The 263-nt window shown below is 35.4% G+C and carries 1 protein-coding gene; it reads left to right on the top strand.

Translation table 11 applies throughout. The annotated features are described in order from the left end of the window. Positions 1 to 263 (top strand): zincin-like metallopeptidase domain-containing protein (locus tag ACFIKY_RS09220; protein ID WP_375661756.1); only part of this gene is annotated, 263 nt, incomplete at both ends.

Genomic DNA, 263 nt, shown 5'->3' with positions numbered 1-263 from the left:
CCGTATTTTTTTAGCAAAAGTTTTTAATGGTGAACAAATTGATGGATTACCTCCATTGGAACCACGTCCTATTTTATCGGAAGAGGTAAGACATGCACGAGCAAAAGCACTTTTAACCGCATCAGGCGCAAAAATTGATATTGATGATAGAAATCATGCTTTCTATCGGGGTGGTGATAGTGATACTCTTTTTTTACCAAAACAATCTCAATTTGATTCAAGTGGTTATTTTTATGCTACAGCATTACATGAACTTGGACATT

Origin of the sequence: Bartonella sp. CR127HXZ (assembly GCF_042194555.1) — a bacterium.
Taxonomy (GTDB): domain Bacteria; phylum Pseudomonadota; class Alphaproteobacteria; order Rhizobiales; family Rhizobiaceae; genus Bartonella; species Bartonella grahamii.
The sequence above is the reverse complement of the archived record's forward strand: the minus strand, read 5'-3'. Positions and strand labels throughout refer to the sequence as shown.